Raw genomic sequence first — 19,532 nt, 5'->3', positions numbered from 1 at the left:
GCCCGCACACAACACACCGCCCGGGACCACCCCCTCAGGGGCGCGGGGAACTGCGCGAGCACCCCCCACGGCCCGCACACAACACACCGCCCCGGACCACCCCTCAGGGGCGCGGGGAACTGCGCGACCAGCCCCCACCCACCCGCACCCGCGAAAACACACCGCCCCCGGCACACGCACAGGCGCCCCGGACAAGGTCACCCACGTGGCCCCCGCCAGAACGCCCCCGGCATCCCCAGCCCGTAAGGATGCCGACATGGGTATACACACGCTCAACCGCCGGACGGCACCCGGCGCCGCGGCCCCCACCGACTGGCCCCTGCCCCCCACACCCCCGCAGGGCCGGGCCCTCGCCCCCACCGCCAGCACCGCCCGCATCCCCACCGAACTCGCCGGCACGGTGCGCCGCACCCTGACGGCCGTCCGCCGCCGTCTGACCCGACGGCTCCGCGACTGGGCCGAACTCGCCCGCTCCTACTGGGCGCTTGCGCTGACCCTGATCCCGTCGGCCTCCGGCAAGGGCACCGTCACCGCACCCCCGGCCGGCTCGGTTCCCGCTCGGCACCACCCGTCCCCGTACTGCCAGGGACCGGGACCGGACGCCACAGCCTGACGGCGGCGCCGTACAGGAGCAGCCCCACGGCGAGCCCGGCGCCCGCGCCGAAGCACAGCGTCGGGATCAGTTCCCAGTACTTCGCGGTGGCCCCCCAGTACTCCCACCACCGCGACGCCCGCTGGAACGCCGCCACGGCCGCGCACCCGCCGACGACCACGAACGCCCCCCACCGGTCCCGCACGGACAGCACCGGCACCCCGCGCACCGGACCCCCGGCCGGCCCGGCCACCCGCGCGCGCCGCAGCGCCACCGTCACGAACACCGCGATGACGACGGCCGCGACCGCCGACCCCCCGTACTGCAGGTACCAGTACAGCGGCGACCCCGCGACCTCGTCACCGAGCACCGGGAACACCCGCATCCCCCACCGGTCGGGATGCGTGAACGCGTCCCACACCACATGGGTGAGTCCGCCGAGGACGGCGGAGACGTACCAGCGCGCCGCGAGCCCCGGCGTCACCCGCGCGCGGGGCGCCCCGCACCGCAGCAGGACGGCCGGCCGCGCCTGGAGCCGGGCCGGCAGCAGCGCCACCAGCGGCTCGCGCAGCAGCAGCCACAGCCCCACCAGTGCCCAGGCGATGACGACGTCGACGGTGAGCACGCCCGGCACGGAGTGCGTGACGTCCCCGAACTCCATGGCCCCGGACAGGACACTCGCCGCGTAGTAGGTCATGTCGGGAGCGAACGAGCCGGCCACCAGGACCGCCGGCACGAATCCGGCCCGGCCGGTCCCGTCGGTGCGCAGGGCGGGCAGGACGGCGGCCGCGTGGCTGAGCGTGAACGGCAACAGGGCTCCTCGGATGCGGTCTTGACGGGACCGGTCCGGCCCCCCTCGTCGGCGGAGCCAGTATGCGGGACGGCCCGCCCGGCGAACGGCGTGCGGCCAACCGGGAAAAATCGGGCAGCAACGGGTGTGCGGGTAAGGGAAGTTGTCGTAGGGTCGCCTGGGTCACAGTGCCGGGACCCGCGTACGAACAGATGAACGGCGACGTAACTGTCGCCGCGAGGGCAACTGTCGTGGCGGGTCGATCGTCACTACAGGAGCGGGCCCGGCACGGCGGGTCCGGCAGACCGACACGGACGTCAGGGCGTCCACGGGAGGGGTCCACCACATGGCGGCGGAATTCGGCAGGCTCCGCAAGGGGGCGGTGAACACCACGGTCGCCGCGGTCGTGGTCGCGGCACTGGCCGCGTCCCAGGCTCCGGGAGTGACGACCGACGGCGCCGGCAGAAAGGTGACCACCGGCACCCAGCCGTCCCCGGACGCCCCCGCCGCCGACAGCGCGACCGGCAACTCGCCGTACTACACGGACCTTCCGCCGCTCAACAGCCCCAACCCGGCCCCGTCCGCGGACACCACGGTGACCCCGGCGGCCGGTGAGGCGGGCATACCCGCCACGGTCCTCGACGCCTACAAGAAGGCGGCGGCCTCGCTGCGGTCGTCCAAGCCGGGCTGCAACCTGCCCTGGGAGCTGCTCGCCGCCATCGGCAAGGTCGAGTCGGGCCAGGCCCGCGGCGGCCGGGTCGACGCCGACGGCACCACGCTGTCCAAGATCCTCGGCCCGCAGCTCAACGGCGCCGGCTTCGCGAACATCAGCGACACCGACGGCGGCGCCTACGACGGCGACAGCCGGTACGACCGTGCCGTCGGCCCCATGCAGTTCATCCCCTCCACCTGGGAGTGGGCGGGCCGCGACGGCAACGGCGACGGCCGCAAGGACCCCAACAACATCTACGACGCGGCCCTCGCCGCCGGCCACTACCTGTGCCGCTTCGGCTGGAACCTGGCCGAGGACGGCGACCTCGACCGCGCCATCCTGAGCTACAACAACTCCCAGGACTACCTCCAGCTCGTCCGCAGGTGGCTGGACTACTACCGCAAGGGCACCCACGAGATCCCGGACGGCACGGGCACCCTCCCGTCCGACCGCAGCGACGACGCGGCGGGCACCCACCCGACGCCGTCGCCCACGCCGCCCGCCCCGCCGTCGGCACCGGGCGGCCCCTCCTCCCCGGCGAAGCCCACCACGCCGTCGAAGCCCGGCGGGTCCGAGCCGGGCGACGGCGGCTCCGGCAGCCCGAAGCCGACCCCGCCGCCCGGCACGGCGCCCACCCCCACCGACACGGTGGACCACCTGGAAGACGCCGGCACCGCGAAGCTCACCGCGATGGCGGGCGACACCTTCACCGAGAGGATCAGCGCCCGCGCCGAGACGGAGTCCGGCAAGGCCGTCGCCCGGGTCCGCGTCCGCTTCACCATCACCGGCGACACCGACGCCACCTTCAGCACCGGCGAGAAGTACGCCGCCGTCCTCACGGACGGCTCCGGCAAGGCGGTCGCCCCGGCGCTCCGGGCGGGCGAGGACACCGGCGCGTTCAAGGTCCGGGCCACCGTCGTCGGCCGGGTGATCCCCGGCCTGGACTACACGGCCACCGTCACCGAGCGCGCCGCCGACACCCTGGCCCGCACCGGCGACACCGCGCTGACCTGCGTGCCCGGTGGCGAGTTCGCCGAGCGGGTCGAGGTGAAGGCCACCCACAAGGGAGCCGTCGCGGACAAGGTCGCAGCCACCGCCACCCTGATCAAATCGGCCGACGACCCGGCGGAGAACGACAAGGGCCCCTTCTTCAAGGACGCCGACGGCAAGCCGGTGCGCACCCTGACCGGTCTGAAGACCGACGACAAGGGCCTGCTGGAACTGCCGAAGCTGTACGCCGACGACACCACCGGCACCTTCCTGCTGCGGATCACCACGGCGGGCGGCGCGACCCTGACGGTCGAGCTGAAGGTCGCCGCGGCCGAGACGTCGGAGCCGGAACCGTCGCAGGAGCCCACGGAGAGCGCCTCACCCTCCGCCTAACCACCACCGCACTCCATGAAGGGGCGTCCGGCCGCCGGGCGCCCCTTCGGCCTGTGCGCGACCTGTTCTCATCCCGGCCGCCGCCCCGGCGGCCCCGAGGCGGCGCGGGACACCCAGACGGAACCCGTCACCGCCTGAGCCGCGCGTTGGTGTGCCGGGTCGGCTCGGCGGACGCCGGGTCCTCCGGCCACGGATGCTTCGGGTAGCGGCCGCGCAGCTCCGCCCGGACACCCCGGTAGCCGTCCCGCCAGAACGAGGCGAGATCCGCGGTGACGGCCGCCGGGCGCCCGGCGGGGGAGAGAAGATGGACCAGGAGCGGCACCCCGGCGACCGCCGGGGACGTGTCCAGCCCGAACATCTCCTGCAGCTTCACGGCGAGGACGGGCTGCTCCGGATCGGCGTAGTCGACGCGGATCCGGGAGCCGCTCGGCACGGTGACCCGCTCCGGGGCCAGCTCGTCCAGCCGCCCCGCCTCGCCCGTGGCCCACGGCAGCAGACGTGCCAGCGCCTGCCCGGCGTCGATCCGCCCCAGGTCCGCCCGCCGCCTGGCCCGGCCCAGCTCGGGCTCCAGCCACTCGTCCACGCGCGCGTGCAGCGCCTCGTCGGACACGTCCGGCCACGGGTCGCCCCGGTGCAGCCGCAGGAACGCCAGCCGCTGCCGCAGCACCACGGCGTCCGGCGACCAGCGCAGCAGCCCGAACCCCTCCCGCCGCAACCCGTCGACCAGGGCGGCCCGGACCAGAGCGGGGTCCGCGCCCGGCAGCGGGCGTTCCGTCAGCTCGATCGCGCCCAGCCGCTCGACCCGCCGGGCCACCACGTCGCCGTCGGCCCAGTGCACCTCCTCGCCCTCCCGGTACAGGGAGGCCGCCGCCGAGCGGGCCGTGTCCTCGTCCACCGCGGCGGCGAGCCGCACGCGCGCGTGCCCGCGCCCCACCGGCCGGTCCGCGACCGCCACCGCGATCCACGGGGCGCCCCGCAGCGGGCTGCCCTCGGCGAGTTCCGCGCGTGTGCCCGACGCCATCAGATAGGAGCCGCCGTCCGCCCTCGCCACCCGTTCGGGGAACGCCAGCGCGGCGACGAGCCCCACCGTGCGGTCGTCCGGGGCGTCCGGGCCGCCACGGGTTCCGGCGCCCGACCGCAGCCGCCGCACCTCCGCCCGCCACCGCCCCGCATAGGCGTCGCCGCCGCGCCGGGCCGTCCGCAGCGCCGCCGCGAGATCGTCGCCGTACTCCCGCGGGGGTTCCTCGCTGAGCAGCGCCACCACCTCGGCGGCCGCGCCGGGCCCGTCCAGCAGGGCCCGGCCCAGCCGGGGATGCAGTCCGAGACGGGTCAGGGAGGCGCCCCGCTCCGTCGCCCGCCCGTCGGCGTCCACGGCGCCGACGGCCGTCAGCACGCTCCGCGCCGCCGCCATCGCCCCGGCCGGCGGCGGATCCAGCAGGGCCAGCCCGCCCGCGTCCGGGTCACCCCAGCACGCCGCCTGCAGCGCGAACGCCGTCAGATCGGCCACCTTGATCTCCGGTGCCGGGAAACGGGGCAGCCGCGCGTCCTCCGCCTCGGCCCAGCAGCGGTACACCCTCCCCGGCGCCTCCCGCCCGGCCCGGCCCGCCCGCTGTCGTCCGGCCGCCTGCGAGGCCCGTACCGTCGTCAGCGCGCTCAGCCCGCGCGCGTGATCGACACGGGGCTCGCGCGCCAGCCCGGAGTCGACGACGACCCGCACGCCGGGAACCGTCAGGGAGGACTCCGCCACGGACGTCGCCAGCACCACCCTGCGCCGGTCGCCCGCCGACAGCACCGCGTCCTGCACGGCGGCCGGCGCCCGCCCGTGCACCTGCAGCACCTCCACGTCCCCGAGATCGCCCAGCTGCCCGGCGACCCGCGCGATCTCCCCGACCCCCGGCAGGAAACACAGCACGTCGCCCGGCCGCTCGGCCAGCGCCCGCCGCACCACCGAGGTCACGTGCGCGAGCAGCGCCGGATCGACCCGCGTCCCGTGCGGCGGCCGTACGGGGCGCGCGGGCGGCGCCCACACCGTCTCCACCGGATACGCGGCGCCCTCGGCCACGACGACCGGCGCGCCGCCCAGCAGCCGCGCCCACCCGTCCGCGTCCGTCGTCGCCGACGCGGCCACCAGCCTCAGCTCCGGCCGCAGCGTCTCGCGGACGTCCCACAGGAAGGCGGCCGCGGTGTCCGCGTCCAGATGCCGCTCGTGGCACTCGTCGAGCACCACCACGTCCACACCGGCCAGCTCCGGGTCGCGCTGGAGCCGCTGGAGCAGCACCCCGGTCGTGACGACCTCCACCCGGGTACGGGGCCCGACGACCCGCTCCCCGCGCACGGTGTGCCCGACGCTCTCACCGGGCCGCTCGCCCAGCAGCCACGCCATCCGCCGGGCGGCGGCCCGCGCGGCGATCCGGCGCGGCTCGGCGACCACGACCCGCCGCCCCGGCCCCTCGCCGAGCAGGCCCGCGAGGGCGAGCGGCACGAGCGTCGTCTTGCCGGTGCCGGGCGGGGCGACCAGCACCGCGGTGCCGGGCCCGTCGAGAGCGTCGGTCAGGGCGGGCAGGGCGCCGCGCACCGGCAGCGCGTCCAGGGCGTCGTAGCGGATCACGCCCCCAGTGTCGTACGCCCCACGACCGGCCCCGCCGCGGGCGGCCGCGTCAGTCCCGCTCGCACACGAAGATCGCCGTGCCCGGGATCAGGCTGCCGCGCAGCGGCGACCAGCCGCCCCACTCCGAGCTGTTCCAGGCCGGCCACTCCGGCTCCACCAGGTCCACCAGCCGGAACCCGGCCGCCACCACGTCCCGCACCCGGTCGCCGATCGTGCGGTGGTGCTCCACGTAGACCGCGCGCCCCTCCTCGTCCTGCTCCACGTACGGGGTGCGGTCGAAGTAGGAGGCCGAGACCGACAGACCCTCGGGCCCGGGTTCGTCCGGGAACGCCCAGCGGATGGGGTGGGTCACGGAGAAGACGAACCGGCCGCCGGGCCGCAGCACCCGCCGCAGCTCCCGCAGCACCAGCACCGGGTCGGCGACGAACGGCACCGCCCCGTAGGCCGAGCACGCCAGGTCGAACGAGCCGTCGGCGAAGGGCAGCGCCCCGGCGTCGGCGCACACCAGCGGGAAGGCGCTCCCGATGCGCAGCGCGTGCTGGAGCTGGCGGTGGGAGATGTCCAGGGCGACCGGGCGTGCGCCCTGTGCGGCCAGCCAGCGCGAGCACTGCGCCGCGCCCGCCCCGATCTCCAGGACGTCCTTGTTCTTCAGTCCCTCGGGCGGGCCGAGCAGCTCGGCCTCCACCTCGTCCAGGCCCTCGGGTCCCCAGACGAAGCGGTCGTCCCCGAGGAAGGTGCCGTGCTCGATCTGGTACTCGTCGGCGTTGCGGTCCCACCAGCCCCGGTTGGCGCGGGAGCTCTCCGCGGTGCCGGCCGCGCGCCGGGTCGCCTCGGGCTCCTGCGGTTCGGGGGAGGCGCCGGACGGAATGTCGGGCGATACGGGCTCTTGGATGATCGGCTCCCTCGTCGTACTCTTCCGTCACCTGAACGGCGCGGCCCCTCCCGGCGCTGTCACGCGAGGGGTGTTCCCACGGCGCGTGTGGCCTGTGGAGACAGGTTTCGTGCCGGGTATGCGGCGATCCGCCCCGGGTGTGCGGCTTCGCGCATTGACCCTGCCCGGCTGCCCCCGTATGCTACAAGTTGCGCTGCGGGCCTGCGCACCTCAGACGTAGCAGGCTGCGCTCGCATCTGTTGTATGTCCCCTCGGTTGTCGAGGCGCCATAGGGTTTTCCTGTGTGGCGCTTCCTTGGCTGTCCGGCTTCATCAGAGCGATACGGGCTCCCGGCGTAGCAGTACCTACGACTCAATGTCCGTACCGGAGCCCTTTCCCACATGACGAGCAGCACCGAGACCACCGCCACCACCCCGCAGGTAGCGGTCAACGACATCGGTAACGAGGAAGCCTTCCTCGCCGCGATCGACGAGACGATCAAGTACTTCAACGACGGCGACATCGTCGACGGCGTCATCGTGAAGGTCGACCGGGACGAGGTCCTGCTCGACATCGGTTACAAGACCGAAGGTGTCATCCCGAGCCGAGAGCTCTCGATCAAGCACGACGTCGACCCGAACGAGGTCGTCGCCGTCGGCGACGAGATCGAGGCCCTGGTCCTCCAGAAGGAGGACAAGGAAGGCCGTCTGATCCTCTCGAAGAAGCGCGCCCAGTACGAGCGTGCCTGGGGCACCATCGAGAAGATCAAGGAAGAGGACGGCATCGTCACCGGTACCGTCATCGAGGTCGTCAAGGGTGGTCTCATCCTCGACATCGGCCTCCGCGGCTTCCTCCCGGCCTCCCTGGTCGAGATGCGCCGTGTCCGCGACCTCCAGCCCTACGTGGGCAAGGAGCTCGAGGCGAAGATCATCGAGCTGGACAAGAACCGCAACAACGTGGTCCTGTCCCGCCGTGCCTGGCTGGAGCAGACCCAGTCCGAGGTCCGCCAGACGTTCCTCACCACCCTCCAGAAGGGTCAGGTCCGTTCCGGCGTCGTCTCCTCGATCGTCAACTTCGGTGCCTTCGTGGACCTGGGTGGCGTCGACGGTCTGGTCCACGTCTCCGAGCTGTCCTGGAAGCACATCGACCACCCGTCCGAGGTCGTCGAGGTCGGTCAGGAAGTCACCGTCGAGGTCCTCGACGTCGACATGGACCGCGAGCGTGTCTCCCTGTCGCTGAAGGCGACCCAGGAAGACCCGTGGCAGCAGTTCGCCCGCACCCACCAGATCGGCCAGGTCGTGCCCGGCAAGGTCACGAAGCTGGTTCCGTTCGGTGCGTTCGTCCGCGTGGACGAGGGCATCGAGGGTCTGGTCCACATCTCCGAGCTGGCCGAGCGCCACGTGGAGATCCCGGAGCAGGTCGTCCAGGTCAACGACGAGATCTTCGTCAAGGTCATCGACATCGACCTCGAGCGCCGTCGCATCAGCCTCTCGCTGAAGCAGGCGAACGAGTCCTTCGGTGCCGACCCGGCCTCGGTCGAGTTCGACCCGACCCTGTACGGCATGGCCGCGTCGTACGACGACCAGGGCAACTACATCTACCCCGAGGGCTTCGACCCCGAGACCAACGACTGGCTCGAGGGTTACGAGAAGCAGCGCGAGGAGTGGGAGCGCCAGTACGCCGAGGCGCAGCAGCGCTTCGAGCAGCACCAGGCGCAGGTCATCAAGTCCCGCGAGGCGGACGAGAAGGCCGCTGCCGAGGGTGGCGAGGCTGCCGCTCCGGTCGCGTCCGGTGGCGGTTCGTACTCCTCCGAGGGTGCCGACAACAGCGGCGCGCTGGCCTCGGACGAGGCGCTCGCCGCTCTGCGCGAGAAGCTGGCGGGCGGCCAGAGCTGACGCTCACCGGCTGACCCAGCCCTTGACCGAGGGGCCGTACCTTCCGAGGTGCGGCCCTTCGGCCGTTCCCGGACACCACCGGCCGTTCCGGTCACCGCCCGGGCACAAAACGATCAAGAACTCCTCCGTCCGGGGAATGCCGCCGCCCGTAGGGGCGTTGTCACATACGGACACGAGGAGGAGCGGTCACTGTGCTTGATCCGCAGGATTTGTACACGTGGGAGCCGAAGGGCCTGGCCGTCGTCGACATGGCGCTCGCCCAGGAGTCGGCCGGCCTTGTCATGCTCTACCACTTCGACGGCTACATCGACGCGGGGGAGACCGGCGACCAGATCGTCGAGCGCGTCCTGGACTCCCTGCCCCACCAGGTCGTCGCCCGCTTCGATCACGACCGGCTCGTGGACTACCGGGCCCGCCGCCCGCTGCTGACCTTCCGGCGCGACCGCTGGGCCGGGTACGAGGTGCCCGCCATCGAGGTGCGGCTCGTCCAGGACGCCACCGGCGCCCCCTTCCTGCTGCTGTCCGGCCCCGAGCCGGACGTCGAGTGGGAGCGTTTCGCGGCCGCCGTGAAGGAGATCGTCGAACGGCTCGGCGTGCGTCTGTCGGTGAACTTCCACGGCATCCCCATGGGCGTCCCGCACACCCGCCCCGTCGGCCTCACCCCGCACGGCAACCGCACCGACCTCGTCCCCGGCCACACCAGCCCCTTCGAGGAGGCCCAGGTGCCCGGCAGCGCCGAGTCGCTGGTCGAGTACCGGCTGATGGAGGCCGGACACGACGTGCTCGGGGTCGCCGCGCACGTCCCCCACTACATCGCCCGCTCGCCGTACCCCGACGCCGCGCTCACCGTCCTGGAGGCGGTCACCGCGGCCACCGGACTGGTCCTGCCGGGCGTCGCGCACGCGCTGCGCACGGACGCCCACCGCACCCAGAACGAGATCGACCGCCAGATCCGCGAGGGCGACGAGGAGCTCACCAACCTCGTCGAGGGCCTCGAGCACCAGTACGACGCGGTCGCGGGCGCCGAGACCCGCGGCAACATGCTCGCCGAACCGGTGGACATCCCCTCCGCCGACGAGATCGGCCGCGAGTTCGAGCGTTTCCTGGCCGAGCGGGAGGGCGACGGCTGACGGACGGCGGGGGCGTCTAGGGTTGCGGTCATGTTGAAGGTGGGCCTGACCGGCGGCATCGGTGCCGGCAAGAGCGAGGTGTCCCGGCTGCTCGTGGAGCACGGGGCCGTCCTGATCGACGCGGACCGGATCGCCCGCGAGGTCGTCGCCCCCGGTACTCCGGGGCTGGCCGCCGTGGTCGAGGCGTTCGGCGAGGAGGTCCTCGCGGCGGACGGCGGTCTGGACCGGCCCAAGCTGGGCTCCATCGTCTTCGCCGACCCCGAGCGGCTGGCCGTGCTGAACTCGATCGTGCACCCGCTGGTCGGGGCGCGTTCACGCGAGCTGGAGGAGGCGGCCGCCGACGACGCCGTCGTCGTGCACGACGTGCCCCTCCTCACCGAGAACGGCCTCGCCCCGCTGTACGACCTCGTGATCGTCGTGGACGCCGGTCCCGGCACCCAGCTGGACCGGCTGGTACGGCTGCGCGGCATGACCGAGGAGGACGCCCGCGCCCGGATGGCCGCGCAGGCCAGCCGCGAGCAGCGCCGGGCGATCGCGGACATCGTCGTCGACAACGACGTACCGCTGGACGAGCTGCGGCGGCGCGTGGAGGACGTGTGGGAGGAGCTCGTGCGCCGGGCTCACGCGACGGCCTGAGCGAGCGGCACCGACCGGAATAGGGGCTTGCGGTCCGGGCGTTGAACCCTCCCAGTGAGGGAAGGACTCTGCCGTGCCCGAGATCAGCGGTTCCGCCGGACGTACTCCGGAGACCCATGTCATCGACTTCCGCGCCGCCGAGCACCTGCTCGCCGCGCGCGATCCGCGCGGCGCGGTCAAGCTGCTCGACGGCGTCATCGCCGCGCACCCGGAGAACACGGCGGCCCGGCTGCTGCGCGCGCGGGCCTTCTTCGCCGCCGCGCAGCTGCGCCCCGCCGAGCTGGAGTTCACCATCGTCCTGGAGCGCGAGCCGGACAACGCGTTCGCGCACTTCGCGCTCGCCCGCACCTATGAGCGCCAGGGCCGCCGCGACCAGGCGACCCGCCACTTCCGGCTGGCGGCGGCCCTCGACCCGAACCCCGAGTACGTCAAGGCGGCCCGGTTCGAGGACTGAGGGTTCCCGTCAGGGCTCCTCGTGGCGTGGGGGCGGCGGGCCGTGCGGGTCGCGCGGGCCCGGTCCGTGCGGCCGGGCGGGCGGCCGCCCCGGCTCCTCGTGGGGCGCGTACGGCGGCACGTCGCGGCCGGGCTGGTAGTGCGGGCCCTGCCGGATGTGCCGGACGACCATGATCATGTCGATCGTGATCACCAGCCACAGCACTCCGCAGGCCACGGCCCAGCCGGGGCGCCCGGCGATCGCGAAGGCGACGGTGCCGAAGGCGGCCCAGGCCACGCCCCACACGCACAGCCAGAAGCGGATCCGCAGCGGACTGCGCGCGGTCCTCGGCTCACTTCCCGAACGCATGGGAACCACCTCTCCTCCAGCATCGCCGAGCCTCCGGGTACCCAGGTCGTCCTGTGGCGGCCGATGAGTTCCCGGGCGGCGCCCGGTCTACCTCCGCGACCGCACACCACGGACCGCAGCCCCCAGGAGAGACCCATGTCCGAGACCACCGCCTCCCGTACCGTCCTCGCCCGGTCCGCGACCCCGCGAGGGCGCGGGGCCCGGATCGCGCTGCGCGGCCTGCAGATCGTGCTCGCCCTCTTCTACGCGGTCGCGAGCGCGCTGCCCAAGCTGATCGCCCACCCGTCGGCCGCGGAGACCTTCGACCGGCTCGGCTGGGGGAGCACCGGGATGTACACCATCGGTGTGCTCGAACTGGCCGGTGCCGTCGCCCTGTTGATCCCCGTGCTCCAGTCGGTCGCGGCGATCGCGCTGAGCGCGCTCATGGTGGGGGCGTTCATCGTCTCGGTGACCGCCCTGGGCGGGGAGAACGCGGCGACCCCGCTCATCCTCATCGTGCCGCTGGCCCTGATCGCCTGGGCGCGGCGCGGCTCCCTCACGTGGCTGCGGCGACCGGCCCACCGGGGCGCCTGAGCGCCCCGAGGGTCACGCCGTCACCGTCCGCGCGGCTGCCCCGGGCCGCCGGCGCCGCCCATCAGGCCGCGCAGCCGCTCCAGTTCCCGGCGGTCCCGCTTGGTCGGGCGGCCCGCGCCCCGGTCCCGGACACCGGCCGGGGCGACCGCCTCGCGCGGCGGCGGGGGCGGCGAGTTGTCGACGTAGCACTGGGCCGCGACGGGAGCGCCGACCCGCTTGCGGATGAGCCGCTTGACGACGACGACCCGCTCCCGGTGCTCCTGCCGCAGCCGGACCTCGTCGCCGACGCGCAGCAGATGTGACGGCTTCACGTTCTGCCCGTTCACGCGCACATGGCCGCCCTTGCAGGCGGTGGCGCCCATCGAGCGGGTCTTCACCAGCCGTACGGCCCAGATCCAGCTGTCGACCCGCACGGGCTCGCCGTTCTGCGGCACGGCGGCCTCCGCCGCGGCCACGGCGGCGGCGATCTTCGGATCGTCGGTGTCCGGACCGTCGGTCCTGGGGCCGGCGGGCGCCTCGGCGGCGTCCGGTCCGGCCGTCCCGCCGGCCGTCTCCTCGATGTCGGTGTCCTCGGAAGGCATGCCTCGACCTTAGTCCCCGGGCCCGGCCGGTGACGGTGTCCTCCCAGCCCTCCCACCCGGGGGCCGTACGGTGGAGGGGTGGACGCGCTCGCTGATCTCGACCGCCGGATCACCGGCTGCCGGGCCTGCCCGCGGCTGGTCGACTGGCGCGAGGAGGTGGCCCGTACCAAGCGCGCCGCCTTCGCCGGCCAGACCTACTGGGGCCGCCCGGTGCCCGGCTTCGGCCCGCCCGACGCCCGGCTGCTGATCGTCGGGCTCGCCCCGGCGGCGCACGGCGGCAACCGCACCGGCCGGATGTTCACCGGGGACCGCTCCGGAGACGTGCTCTACCAGGCCCTGTACGACGTGGGCCTGGCCTCGCAGCCCACCTCGGTCGCCGCCGACGACGGCCTGGAGCTGTACGGCGTCCGCGTCACCGCGCCCGTGCACTGCGCCCCGCCCGCCAACCGGCCCACCCCCGGCGAGCGGGAGACCTGCCGGGCGTGGCTCGTACGGGAACTGGGGCTGCTGCGGCCCACCGTGCGCGCCGTCGTCGTTCTCGGCGCCTTCGGCTGGCAGGCGACGCTGCCCGCGCTGCGGGAGGCCGGCTGGACCGTGCCCCGGCCCCGGCCCGCCTTCGCGCACGGCACCCGCGTCGCGCTCGACGGGCTCGACGTCTTCGGCTGCTTCCACGTGAGCCAGCGCAACACCTTCACCGGCCGGCTCACCCCCGCCATGCTGCGGGAGGTGCTGACGACGGCCGCCGAGGCGGCGGGCCTGAAGACGTGAGACACCCGCTCAGCGGGGTCCCGGGCGCCAGACGTACCGCACGTCCGGCTCGCGCTCCTCGTTGCCGCTGCCGTCGGTGGTCTCGGCGGTGACGAAGCCGTGCCGGGCGTAGAAGCGGTGGGCGGGACCGTTGACCTGGAAGGTCCACAGACTCAGCCCGTCCGGGCGGCGCCGCTTGGCGAGGCCCACGAACCGGTCGCCCACCCCCCGGCCCCGCCAGTCGGGGTCCAGGTACAGCTGGGCGAGCCGGTCGCCGTCGAGGACCATCAGCCCGACGACCGAGCCCTCGCAGTCGGCGACCCACGTCTCCTGCGACGGCAGCACGACCTCGCTGAAGTACGCCCGCACCTCGTCGTCGGAGTGCGGCCGCACGACGGACGGCAGGGCGGCCGTGAAGGACCGCAGCCACACGTCGGCGACGGCGCGCGCGTCGGCCGCGGTGGCCCGGCGCAGGGCGACGGCACTCACGACCGTCCCTCCGGCTCCGGAACGGCCGCAGTGGCCGTGATCTCCACGAGCTGGCCCGAGTAGCCGAGGCAGGCCACCCCGAGCAACGTCGACGCGTGCGGCCCCGCGCTCAGCCCGGACGCCTCGACGACCTCCCACACGGCGGAGAGCACGGCGGTGTCCGCGCTCACCACGTACACGTCGGTCGACAGCACATGCGCCAGATCACTGCCCACGGACCGCAGCTGCTCCTCCAGATTGGCCACGACCTGCTCGGCCTGCCGCACGGGATCGCCCTCGCCGACCAGCCCGCCCTCCGCGTCGAGCGGCACGGCGCCCGCGAGGAACGCGATCCGCGTGCCCGCCTCCACGACGCAGGCGTGGGAGTACGTGGGCGGCGGGAAGAGAGCGGGAGAGGTGACGCGCCGGATCATGAAGGCTGCTCCTGGGATGCTGAGACGTCGTGAGCCGTGAGGTGCCCAATCCGCCGATCATGCGCACCCGCAGGCTGGCGCGCATCCGAATTTCCGCCGGTCCCGCCCCCGCCCGATTCCCCGTGGCGGCGTGCCACCCGCCTCCGTACGCTTCCGGCATGGCCACCGCCCCCGACGACACCGTCTTCCTCGGCACCCTCGCCGACCGCCTGGCCGCCCTCCCCGCCGTCCGGGCCGTCGCGCTCGGCGGCTCCCGGGCCCAGGGCACCCACCGCCCGGACAGCGACTGGGACCTGGCCGTCTACTACCGGGGCCCCTTCGACCCGGACGACCTGCGCGCGGCCGGCTGGGAGGGCGAGGTGTCGGAGGTCGGCGGCTGGGGCGGGGGCGTCTTCAACGGGGGAGCGTGGCTGACCGTCGACGGACGGCGGGTCGACGTGCACTACCGCGACCTCGACGTCGTCGAGCGGGAACTGGCGGAGGCGCAGCGGGGACGGTTCCGGGTGGAGCCGCTGCTGTTCCACCTCGCCGGCATCCCCAGCTATCTCGTGGTCGCCGAGCTGGCGATCAACCGCGTGCTGCGCGGCGAACTGCCGCGCCCGGACGGCTACCCCCGGGAGCTGCGGCGCACGGCGAGCGAGCGCTGGCACGGCACCGCCCGCGCCACCCTCGGCTACGCCCGGGCGCACCACGCCCCGGCCGGCCGGCTCACGGAGGTGGCGGGCGCCGTCGCCACGGCGGCCGTCCAGACCGGGCACGCCGTGCTGGCGGCGCGCGGGGAGTGGGTGACCAACGAGAAGCGGCTGCTGGAGCGGGCCGGACTGCGGGCCGTGGACGCCGTCCTCGCGGGGCTGGAACCCCGGCCGGAGGCGTTGCTGCGGGCCGTCAGCGAGGCGGAGACCCTGTTCGCCTCGCTCTGACCTGCTGCCGGAGCGTCCCACGTCCTGCCGGACCGTCACACGTCCGAAACACCGCTGTCCCCCTGGCCACACGTCCGGGCGGTACCGTGGAGCGCACAGTCCACAGCCCGGCCACCGTCGCCCGAAGGCACCTCCGCCCTCGCCCGACAGGAGCCCCGTGACCCGCCCCGCGCGCCCGGCCCGTCCGCTTCCCCCCTGGCTCGCCCACGCCCTGCGCGCCCAGCGGGGCCCGGTGCCGTGGAGCGCGGTCGTCCGGGGCGCGCTGTCCGCCGGGCCCCTCCTGCTCGCGGCGGTGCTCGCCGGCCGGGCCACCCTCGGGGTCGTCGCCGCCATCGCCGCCATGCTCGCCGGGATCAACGACCGTCCCGGCAGCCGCCGTTCGTCCGTGCACCGGATCGGGGTGCCCGCGCTGGCCGGGGCCGCCGGGGTGTTCGGCGGGACGTACGCCGGGGACCACCTGGGCGCCGTACCGCTCACCCTGGTGCTCACCGTGCTCGGGCTCGTCGCCGGCGGGGTCTGCGCGATCGGGCCCGTCGCCTCCGCCGCCGGCACCCAGGTGCTCGTCGCCGCGGCCGTCGGCGCCGGGATGCCACTGCCCGAGAGCGCGGGGCAGCGGGCCCTGGCGTTCCTCGCCGGCGCGGCCTGGCTGCTCGCGCTGCGGCTGGCGCTGCCCACGCCGGGCTCCCTCGCCGGCGACTTCCGGTTCGACGGGGAGCGGGCCGCCGTCGCCGACGTGTACGACGCGGTCGCCGCCCTGCTGGACGCCGCCGGCACCGAGCGGGCCACCGCACGCCGGGCCGCCCTGACCGCCGCCCTCGACCACGCCCAGGACGCCCTGACCGGACCCCGGCTGCGGCGGTACGCGTCCTCCTCCGCCGAGCGGCGGCTGCACGCCCAGTACGCCGCCGCCCTGCCGCTCGCCGAGGCGGCGACCGCGCTCGCCTGGGCCGGGGAGGCCGTGCCCGCCCGGGCCGGCGAGGCACCCCGGCGGCTCGCCGCCGCCGTGCGGGGCGGCACCCACACCGGGCCGCTGCCCGCGCCCTCCCGTTCGGCGCCCGCCCTGCGCGCCCTCGACGACGCGCTGCTGCACGCCGCCGAGGCGTTCGACCGGGGCCGGGAGAACCGGAACCTGCACACCCGCCGCCGTACCGTGCGGGACCGGGTCCGGGCCGTGCTCGGGGCGGGCGGACGCGAGTACGGGCTGCGCGTCGCGCTCTGCTTCGGCGCCGGCGCGGGCATCGCCCAGGCGCTGCACCACGCCCGCTGGTACGGGCAGCACACCCACTGGTACTGGCTGCCGGCCACCGCCGTCTTCCTCGTCAAGCCCGACCTCGGGCCGCTCGTCTCCCGCGTGCTGTGCCGGGCGGCCGGGACGGTCCTCGGCGCGCTGGTCTTCGCCGGCCTCGCGGCCGTACTGCCCCGGCCCGCGGGGCTCGTCGCGCTCGTGGCGGTCAGCGGCGCCCTGATCCCCGTGGCCACCCGGCACTTCGCCGCGCAGACCGCCGTCGTCACCGTCCTCGTGCTCGCCCTGGTCATGGTGGGCGGTGAACCGCAGGCGTCCGCCGGGCGGATCGGGGAGACCCTGCTGGCGTGCGCGATCGTGCTCGTCGCCGGCCATCTGCCGGTGCCCGGGCAGCGGGGCGGGGGAGTGCGGGCGCGGCTCACGGCGGCCGGGGACGCCGTCTCCGCCTATCTCGCCCATGTGCTCGACGAGTCCGGTACCCGCGCGGACGGGGACGTCCGCGAACCGCGCGCCGTGCGCTGGACGTTGCGCCGCGAGGCGTACCGGACGCTCGCCGAGGCACGGGCCGCCGTCGCGCTCGCCGCCGCCGAACTGCCCGCGCTCGCCCGGCACGCGCAGGGCGCCGACCAGATCGTCGCCACCCTCGAACAGCTCGTCGACGCCACCACCGCGTGCGCCGTGCACCTCGACGACACCGGCGGGCTCACGCCCCGGCACACCGCGCGGCTCACCGAACTCCTCGACGCGCTCGCCGGGGAACGCCACCGCACCGGGCTGCGCGTCCCGGAGGCCGCCGCGGTGTCGGCCCTCGCCGGCTGACGCCACAACGGCCACGCGGGACACCGCGGAGCCGTACCGTGACACCATGACGCCTCCTCCCGCCGATCTCGTCATCACCCGGTGCACGGTGCTCACGCACGACGAGCGGGAGGAGATCGGCTTCGCCGAGGACGCCTCCGTCATCGTCCGCGACGGGGTCGTCGAGGCGGTCGTCAGCGGAGCGGAGGCCGGCGGGGTGCCGGCCCGTGAACGCATCGACGCGCAGGGGCAGATCGCCCTGCCCGGACTGATCAACTGCCACACCCACGCCCCGATGGCCGCCCTGCGCGGGGGGGTCGCCGAGGACCTGCCGACGGACGCCTGGTTCAACGACGTCGTATGGCCCGTCGAGTCCAACCTCACCGCACGGGACGTGGAGTTGGGGGCGCGGCTGGCCTGCGCCGAGATGATCCGGGCCGGGGTCACCTGCTTCGCCGACCACTACTTCTCCATGGACGCCGTCGCCGCCGTCGTCGAGGAGTGCGGGATCAGGGCCCATCTCGGCGAGGCGTTCTTCTCCTCGCAGGGGCCCCGGGGCCGGGAGAGATCGCTGGAGTTCGCGCTGGCGCACCGTGGCGGAGCGGGCGGCCGGATCACCACCGCCCTCGCCCCGCACGCCCCGTACACCGTGGACGACGCCGACCTCGCGGCCACCGCGGACCTCGCCCGCGAACACCGCCTCCCCGTCCATCTCCACGCCGCCGAGAACCGCGACCAGACCACCACCAGCCTGGCCCGGCACGGTGTCACCCCCGTCGAGGTGCTCCGGCGCACCGGCCTCCTCGACACCGACCTCCTCATCGCGCACGGCACCGGCATCCTCGACGAGGACCTGCCCGCGCTCCGGGACGCCGGCGGCCGGGTCGCCGTCGCCACCGCGCCGCGCGGCTACCTCAAGTTCGGCTGGCCCACCACGACACCGGTCCGGGCGCTGCGCGAGATCGGCGTCCCGGTCGGGCTCGCCACCGACGGGGCCGCCTCCAACAACTCCCTCGACGTGTGGGAGTCGATGGCGCTGACCGCCCTCGTGCAGAAGTCCACGACCGGCGACCCCCGCTGGCTGACCGCCCGTCAGGCCCTGCACCACGCCACCCTGCAGAGCGCGCGGGCCGTCGGCCTCGGCGACACCGTCGGCAGCATCGCGCCGGGGCGGCGCGCCGACCTCGTGCTGGTCGACGTCAGCGGCCCGCACACCCAGCCGGTGCACGACCTGGCCGCCACCCTCGTGCACAGCGCCCGCTCCTGCGACGTGCGCACCACCATCGTGGACGGCCGGGTCCTGATGCGCGACCGCGAGCTTCTGACCATCGACGTGCCGTCCGTCGTACGGGAGTTGGGGGAGCGGCTGCCCGCGCTCCTGGACCGCGGGCACGGCCGGCGCATCCAGGAGTACGACACATAGCAGGGGTCCCGCCGAGAAATTCCACGGCGCGGCGATGAGTTCCGGCGACGGCCGCGGTCACCCCTGCGGACGGACCGTCGCACAGAAGGGGCGCCGATGTCGCTTCCGGAGATCGTTTCGCGTGAGCAGTGGCGCGCGGCACGCGAGGAACTGCTGGCCAAGGAGAAGGCGGCGACCCGCGCGCGGGACGCGCTCAACGCGGAGCGGCGCGCCCTGCCCATGGTCGAGATCACCGAGGAGTACGTGTTCGAGGGCGGCGACGGCAAGGCCACCCTGCTCGATCTGTTCGAGGGCCGGCACCAGCTGGTCGTGTACCACTTCATGTTCGCGCCCGAGTGGGACACCGGCTGCCGCGGCTGCTCGGCGTTCCTCGACGAGATCGGCCAGCTCGCGCATCTGCACGCGCGCGGCACGACCTTCGCCGCCGTCTCCCGGGCGCCGCTGACGCGCATCCTGCCGTTCAAGGCGCGGATGGGCTGGGCGGTCCCCTGGTACTCGTCCTCCGGCACCGGCTTCCACCACGACTTCGAGGCGACCCTCGAACGTGACGGCGAGCTGGTGGAGCGGCCCGGTCTGAGCTGCTTCCTGCGGGACCGGGACCGCGTCTTCCACACCTACTCGACGTACGAGCGCGGACTCGACGGGCTCGGCTCGACCACCGGGTTCCTGGACCTCACCGCGCTGGGCCGGCAGGAGGAGTGGGAGGAGCCCCGGGGGCGCGCGTCCGCTTTCGGGGCGCCCGCGGGCGGCAAGCCCGTCCGCTATCACGACGAGTACGACGACTGACACGGTCCGTCGCCCCGGATGATGCACGGTGCCCATCCGTTCACGGACAGCGGTGAACGGGTGTCAAGTACGTCTCAGTACCGTCACCGGCCGAGGCGATCCGCACCCCCCTGGCGTTAACTCCTACAAGTACGACGCCA

Annotated in this window: 19 protein-coding genes; 12 read left to right on the top strand and 7 right to left on the bottom strand. The window is 74.6% G+C overall.

Features of this window, described 5'->3' with window-relative positions:
* Positions 1-256: 256 nt before the first annotated feature.
* On the top strand, positions 257-613 hold the full coding sequence (locus ACFV46_RS21115) for a hypothetical protein (RefSeq protein WP_361930055.1): 357 nt from the start codon (positions 257-259) through the stop codon (positions 611-613).
* Here ACFV46_RS21115 and ACFV46_RS21110 read toward each other — a convergent pair.
* Entirely contained in the window at positions 528-1,403 is an 876-nt protein-coding gene (locus ACFV46_RS21110; protein ID WP_385499195.1) for a DUF4184 family protein, read from the bottom strand. The two genes, ACFV46_RS21115 and ACFV46_RS21110, sit on opposite strands and share 86 nt — an antisense overlap.
* 325 nt (positions 1,404-1,728) lie before the next feature.
* Between ACFV46_RS21110 and ACFV46_RS21105 the strand changes: the two genes are divergently transcribed.
* Positions 1,729-3,477 carry a lytic transglycosylase domain-containing protein gene (locus tag ACFV46_RS21105; protein ID WP_385499194.1) on the top strand — a complete coding sequence of 583 codons (1,749 nt, stop codon included), beginning with the start codon at positions 1,729-1,731 and terminating at the stop codon, positions 3,475-3,477.
* A gap of 127 nt (positions 3,478-3,604) precedes the next feature.
* Here ACFV46_RS21105 and hrpB read toward each other — a convergent pair whose 3' ends face one another.
* Positions 3,605-6,085, bottom strand: a complete 2,481-nt coding sequence (gene hrpB / locus ACFV46_RS21100; protein WP_385499191.1) for an ATP-dependent helicase HrpB — start codon at positions 6,083-6,085, stop codon at positions 3,605-3,607.
* A 49-nt stretch (positions 6,086-6,134) separates the two neighbouring features.
* Positions 6,135-6,980, bottom strand: coding sequence for a class I SAM-dependent methyltransferase (locus tag ACFV46_RS21095; protein WP_361930274.1), 846 nt, complete (start codon positions 6,978-6,980; stop codon positions 6,135-6,137).
* 377 nt (positions 6,981-7,357) lie between these two features.
* Here ACFV46_RS21095 and rpsA point away from each other — a divergent pair, with 377 nt between their 5' ends.
* The 4 genes from rpsA (at position 7,358) to ACFV46_RS21075 (ending at position 11,071) form a co-directional block, all read left to right on the top strand.
* Positions 7,358-8,851 carry a 30S ribosomal protein S1 gene (rpsA, locus tag ACFV46_RS21090; protein ID WP_361930045.1) on the top strand — a complete coding sequence of 498 codons (1,494 nt, stop codon included), beginning with the start codon at positions 7,358-7,360 and terminating at the stop codon, positions 8,849-8,851.
* A 191-nt stretch (positions 8,852-9,042) separates the two neighbouring features.
* A complete protein-coding gene (locus ACFV46_RS21085; RefSeq protein ID WP_361930043.1) occupies positions 9,043-9,981 on the top strand; it encodes a PAC2 family protein in 939 nt (312 codons plus the stop codon).
* A 30-nt stretch (positions 9,982-10,011) separates the two neighbouring features.
* Entirely contained in the window at positions 10,012-10,617 is a 606-nt protein-coding gene (gene coaE, locus ACFV46_RS21080) for a dephospho-CoA kinase (RefSeq protein ID WP_376728003.1), read from the top strand.
* Positions 10,618-10,690: 73 nt separating this feature from the next.
* A complete protein-coding gene (locus ACFV46_RS21075; protein ID WP_361930037.1) occupies positions 10,691-11,071 on the top strand; it encodes a tetratricopeptide repeat protein in 381 nt (126 codons plus the stop codon).
* Positions 11,072-11,080: 9 nt separating this feature from the next.
* On the opposite strand, the gene ACFV46_RS21070 is transcribed toward ACFV46_RS21075, so the two are convergent.
* Positions 11,081-11,419 carry a DUF6343 family protein gene (locus tag ACFV46_RS21070; RefSeq protein WP_361930035.1) on the bottom strand — a complete coding sequence of 113 codons (339 nt, stop codon included), beginning with the start codon at positions 11,417-11,419 and terminating at the stop codon, positions 11,081-11,083.
* Positions 11,420-11,554: 135 nt separating this feature from the next.
* Here ACFV46_RS21070 and ACFV46_RS21065 point away from each other — a divergent pair, with 135 nt between their 5' ends.
* Positions 11,555-11,992, top strand: coding sequence for a DoxX family protein (locus ACFV46_RS21065; protein WP_361930032.1), 438 nt, complete (start codon positions 11,555-11,557; stop codon positions 11,990-11,992).
* Between the two features lie 20 nt (positions 11,993-12,012).
* Here ACFV46_RS21065 and ACFV46_RS21060 read toward each other — a convergent pair whose 3' ends face one another.
* Positions 12,013-12,573 (bottom strand): RNA-binding S4 domain-containing protein, encoded by a 561-nt coding sequence (locus ACFV46_RS21060; RefSeq protein ID WP_361930030.1) that lies wholly within the window; start codon positions 12,571-12,573, stop codon positions 12,013-12,015.
* 78 nt (positions 12,574-12,651) lie between these two features.
* Here ACFV46_RS21060 and ACFV46_RS21055 point away from each other — a divergent pair, with 78 nt between their 5' ends.
* The gene (locus ACFV46_RS21055; protein ID WP_361930028.1) at positions 12,652-13,341 is read left to right on the top strand and encodes a uracil-DNA glycosylase; all 690 of its coding nucleotides are present in this window, start codon (positions 12,652-12,654) and stop codon (positions 13,339-13,341) included.
* A gap of 9 nt (positions 13,342-13,350) precedes the next feature.
* On the opposite strand, the gene ACFV46_RS21050 is transcribed toward ACFV46_RS21055, so the two are convergent.
* Both ACFV46_RS21050 and ACFV46_RS21045 read right to left on the bottom strand, forming a co-directional pair.
* Positions 13,351-13,809, bottom strand: coding sequence for a GNAT family N-acetyltransferase (locus ACFV46_RS21050; protein ID WP_376727999.1), 459 nt, complete (start codon positions 13,807-13,809; stop codon positions 13,351-13,353).
* Positions 13,806-14,222 (bottom strand): RidA family protein, encoded by a 417-nt coding sequence (locus tag ACFV46_RS21045; protein ID WP_361930023.1) that lies wholly within the window; start codon positions 14,220-14,222, stop codon positions 13,806-13,808. Before ACFV46_RS21045 ends, ACFV46_RS21050 begins: the two co-directional genes overlap by 4 nt.
* Before the next feature lie 158 nt (positions 14,223-14,380).
* Between ACFV46_RS21045 and ACFV46_RS21040 the strand changes: the two genes are divergently transcribed.
* The 4 genes from ACFV46_RS21040 (at position 14,381) to ACFV46_RS21025 (ending at position 19,392) form a co-directional block, all read left to right on the top strand.
* The gene (locus ACFV46_RS21040; protein WP_385499187.1) at positions 14,381-15,142 is read left to right on the top strand and encodes a nucleotidyltransferase domain-containing protein; all 762 of its coding nucleotides are present in this window, start codon (positions 14,381-14,383) and stop codon (positions 15,140-15,142) included.
* A 157-nt stretch (positions 15,143-15,299) separates the two neighbouring features.
* Entirely contained in the window at positions 15,300-17,204 is a 1,905-nt protein-coding gene (locus tag ACFV46_RS21035) for an FUSC family protein (RefSeq protein ID WP_385499185.1), read from the top strand.
* Between the two features lie 46 nt (positions 17,205-17,250).
* Positions 17,251-18,606, top strand: coding sequence for an amidohydrolase (locus tag ACFV46_RS21030; protein ID WP_385499183.1), 1,356 nt, complete (start codon positions 17,251-17,253; stop codon positions 18,604-18,606).
* Between the two features lie 96 nt (positions 18,607-18,702).
* Positions 18,703-19,392, top strand: coding sequence for a DUF899 domain-containing protein (locus ACFV46_RS21025; RefSeq protein ID WP_385499181.1), 690 nt, complete (start codon positions 18,703-18,705; stop codon positions 19,390-19,392).
* Positions 19,393-19,532 lie beyond the last annotated feature (140 nt).

This window comes from Streptomyces sp. NPDC059852, from assembly GCF_042731455.1.
Classification (GTDB): Bacteria; Actinomycetota; Actinomycetes; order Streptomycetales; family Streptomycetaceae; genus Streptomyces.
Note: the sequence above shows the minus strand (reverse complement) of the source record. Positions and strands in the feature narration are given on the sequence as shown.